This window comes from Citrobacter sp. Cpo045 (genome assembly GCF_030332875.1).
In the GTDB taxonomy this organism is placed as follows: domain Bacteria; phylum Pseudomonadota; class Gammaproteobacteria; order Enterobacterales; family Enterobacteriaceae; genus Citrobacter; species Citrobacter portucalensis.
This window is the reverse complement of the sequence record NZ_JAOWGZ010000020.1, coordinates 1-4,006: the sequence shown is the minus strand read 5'-3', so window position 1 is coordinate 4,006 and position 4,006 is coordinate 1. Positions and strand designations below refer to the sequence as shown.

Here is a 4,006-nt window from a genome sequence, read left to right as displayed (position 1 = left end):
GACAGCTGATAGAAACAGAAGCCACTGGAGCACCTCAAAAACACCATCATACACTAAATCAGTAAGTTGGCAGCATCACCGGCGATTGTTACTCGTTTTGGACAAGTCAGCCTGAAGGAAAATCAGCGACGAACCGGCACTGATTATTTGCATCCTGAACGTCTGTCCTTACCTCTGACATTGCGACCATCCTTAAAGCCCGCTTTACGCAACATCAGACGTTAGTAAGTCATTCTCAATATTGCTCTAATCAAAGTGAATCCCCAGATCTGATGCAATTTATGCAAATCAAATGCTCCAGAAGACGGCTGGCAGACTATCAACAGGATATCTGTATGGCCACTCTTGCACTCTGCATTCCGATTGACGCCGCATCGTAAGTTGAAGTTTGCTAATCTTTGAGATGTAGTACCCTCTATACAGTGCGGATTTTAATTAATGGAATAAATGATTATGAGTGAAAATGATACAATCCAAAAGAAGTCTAAAAGCCAGATTAACAAAGCGGTATTCTTTACATCTGCTTTGTTAATTTTCCTTCTTGTCGCCTTTGCCGCTGTATTCCCGGATGTCGCCGACAAAAATTTTAAACTACTTCAGCAACAAATCTTCACGAATGCCAGCTGGTTCTACATCCTTGCAGTGGCCCTGATTCTACTGAGTGTCTCGTTCCTGGGACTCTCACGCTACGGTGATATCAAACTGGGTCCGGACCATGCGCAGCCTGATTTTAGCTATCACTCCTGGTTTGCGATGCTTTTCTCGGCAGGGATGGGGATCGGCCTGATGTTCTTTGGCGTTGCTGAACCTGTGATGCATTATCTTTCACCTCCTGTCGGCACTCCAGAGACCGTTGCGGCAGCGAAGGAAGCAATGCGCCTGACGTTCTTCCACTGGGGCCTGCACGCATGGGCAATCTATGCCATTGTGGCACTGATCCTGGCCTTTTTCAGTTACCGTCACGGTCTGCCTTTAACGCTGCGTTCCGCACTTTATCCCATTATTGGCGAGCGCATATACGGACCTGTAGGCCATGCGGTTGATATTTTCGCCGTTATTGGCACCGTCTTTGGCGTTGCGACATCGCTGGGGTACGGTGTTTTGCAGGTGAATGCTGGTTTGAATCATCTTTTCGGGGTGCCTATTAATGAAACGGTGCAGGTGATTCTAATCGTTGTCATCACTGGTTTAGCGACGATTTCGGTGGTGTCCGGCCTGGACAAGGGAATACGTATACTGTCTGAGCTCAACCTGGGCCTGGCAGTGCTGCTGCTGGCGCTGGTCCTGTGTCTGGGACCAACCGTGCTTCTGCTGAAGTCATTTGTGGAAAATACGGGCGGTTATCTTTCTGAACTGGTGAGTAAAACTTTTAACCTTTATGCGTATGAACCTAAGTCGAGCAACTGGCTGGGGGGCTGGACATTACTGTACTGGGGATGGTGGCTTTCATGGTCGCCGTTTGTGGGGATGTTCATCGCAAGAGTCTCGCGCGGTCGAACCATTCGCGAGTTTGTCACCGGCGTGCTGTTTGTTCCCGCCGGCTTCACGCTCATGTGGATGACGGTGTTTGGTAACAGCGCAATCTATCTCATTATGCACCAGGGGGCGGCTGATCTCGCCAATACCGTTCAGCAGGATGTCGCGCTGGCCCTGTTTAATTTCCTGGAGCATTTCCCGTTTTCTTCCGTGCTGTCATTTATTGCAATGGCGATGGTCATTGTCTTCTTTGTCACCTCGGCTGACTCCGGGGCAATGGTTGTTGATACGCTGGCATCGGGTGGCGTCGCTAACACGCCTGTATGGCAGCGAATTTTCTGGGCCTCGCTCATAGGGATTGTGGCAATCGCACTGCTGATTGCGGGGGGACTGAGCGCGCTGCAAACCGTGACAATAGCGAGCGCATTACCTTTCTCAGTGATTTTACTGATATCCATATACGGATTATTAAAAGCCCTGCGTCGGGATTTGACCAAGCGTGAAAGCCTGAGCATGGCGACTATTGCTCCGACTGCAGCGCGTAACCCGATTCCATGGCAGAGACGCTTGCGCAATATCGCTTATCTGCCAAAGCGCTCTCTTGTGAAACGCTTTATGGGCGACGTTATCCAGCCCGCCATGACGCTGGTTCAGGAAGAACTGAATAAACAGGGAACGATAAGCCATATAAGTGATACTGATGACGAACGAATTCGGCTTGAAGTCGATTTGGGCAATGAGCTGAACTTTATTTATGAAGTGAGACTTCGTGGCTATAACTCACCGGCTTTCGCCATGGCTGCAATGGACAATGACGAGCAGCAGGTTGAGCAACATCGATATTATCGCGCTGAGGTCTATCTGAAAGAAGGCGGTCAAAACTATGATGTGATGGGCTGGAATCAGGAACAGCTGATTAATGACATACTGGACCAGTACGAAAAACACCTGCACTTCCTGCACCTCGTTCGTTAATACAAAAATGCCGTCCTGCCGGGCGGCATTTATTTTCCCGAACTTAATACAAGGATATGCTGAATGATTTTACGCTGGCAATGGATTCTCAGGCAGACACTTAAAAAGCTATGGTTCAGGGCAACGTTATTTGCAATGGTAGCAATAATAACGGCCCTTTTATCTATTCTTTTTAGATCAATGATCCCAGAGTCAGTATCAGTGAAGGTTGGTGCGGAAGCAGTTGATAATATTCTGAACATACTGGCATCGAGTATGCTGGCGGTGACCACATTTTCACTGAGTATCATGGTCACCGCTTACGGTTCAGCCACTACTAATGTGACGCCCAGAGCCACGCGTTTAGTTGTAGAAGACGTAACCACACAAAATGTACTGGCCACTTTTATCGGTTCTTTTCTCTTCAGCCTGGTAGGGATTATTGCCCTCAATATGGGAGCCTACGGAGAAAGGGGTAGAGTCATTTTATTCATTGTAACACTGGTTGTCATTGCCTTAATAATCATCACATTGCTTCGCTGGATACAGCATTTGACCTCTCTGGGCAGGGTAGGTGAGACAACAGCAAAAGTAGAACAGGCGGCGATCGAGACATTTATTGCGAGAGCAAAAAGTCCATGTCTTGGCGGATATCCATGGCTTGAGAACAATGAACAACCAAAAGGAACTGTTGCCGTATATCCGGAGAAAATTGGCTATGTTGAATATATTGACATGGTCAAGCTCGGCAGTCTGCTGAGCAATGATCCTCGTCATGTATATCTTGTGGCGCAGCCAGGCAGTTTCATACATCCATCGATGCCAGTTTTGTACCTGAGTTCTGGTCAGGAGTCATCAATCTGTACCGATTTACTTGAAACGATCATTGTCTCGGATGTGCGTTCATTTGCTCAGGATCCCCGATTCTGTCTCAGCGTCATGGCCGAAATAGCCTGCAGGGCCCTTTCGCCCGCAGTAAACGATCCCGGTACTGCGATTGATGTCATTGGCAGAGGTGTTCGAATACTCTCCGCTTACGCGCAGAATAAAATAGATGAAACTGAAGTGATATATCCTTCAGTACATGTTGCGCCACTTCAGATCAAAGACCTACTGGAAGACTTTTTCTTACCTGTTGCACGTGATGGTGCGAGTATGAGGGAGATTCAGATAAGAGTCCTTAAAGGACTGTCTATGCTGAGTAAGGGTTGGCCTGGGATGTTTGCTGAAGCCGCACATATACTGGCATCTGAAACATTAGAGCATGCAACTCGTACTGGTCATATAGCCCATGACGAATATCTTATAAAATCAATTTATTATAATTTATTCAGTGGCGAAAATCCTAATAAAAAACCATAGTTGCGGGACAAAGGATTTGTCCTCTGGCAAGGTGAAAGCAAAGCATTCCAGTGAGAATGAGCGTCTACTTTGAGCTGTGATTTCAACTGATGGACGCAACACAATTATTGAACTCACAGCGTGAAGCGGACGTAGCTAAGGAAGGTGCGAACAAGTTCCTGATATGAGATCATCATATTCATCCGGAGCGCATCCCAGAGGGACATCATGAGCC

The 4,006-nt window shown here is 47.5% G+C and carries 2 protein-coding genes; both read left to right on the top strand.

Annotated features, from left to right (window positions below; genetic code table 11):
* Window positions 1–453: 453 nt before the first annotated feature.
* Window positions 454–2,451: a BCCT family transporter gene (locus OGY13_RS00130; RefSeq protein WP_008502232.1), complete on the top strand. Its 1,998-nt coding sequence runs from the start codon at window positions 454–456 to the stop codon at window positions 2,449–2,451.
* A gap of 63 nt (window positions 2,452–2,514) precedes the next feature.
* Window positions 2,515–3,792, top strand: coding sequence for a DUF2254 domain-containing protein (locus OGY13_RS00125; protein WP_053504456.1), 1,278 nt, complete (start codon window positions 2,515–2,517; stop codon window positions 3,790–3,792).
* Window positions 3,793–4,006: the final 214 nt, after the last annotated feature.

Excerpts from the sequence above, each read along its gene's own strand:
- OGY13_RS00130 (WP_008502232.1), top strand. The coding sequence starts at position 454 with ATGAGTGAAAATGATACAATCCAAAAGAAGTCTAAAAGCCAGATTAAC.
- OGY13_RS00125 (WP_053504456.1), top strand. The coding sequence starts at position 2,515 with ATGATTTTACGCTGGCAATGGATTCTCAGGCAGACACTTAAAAAGCTA.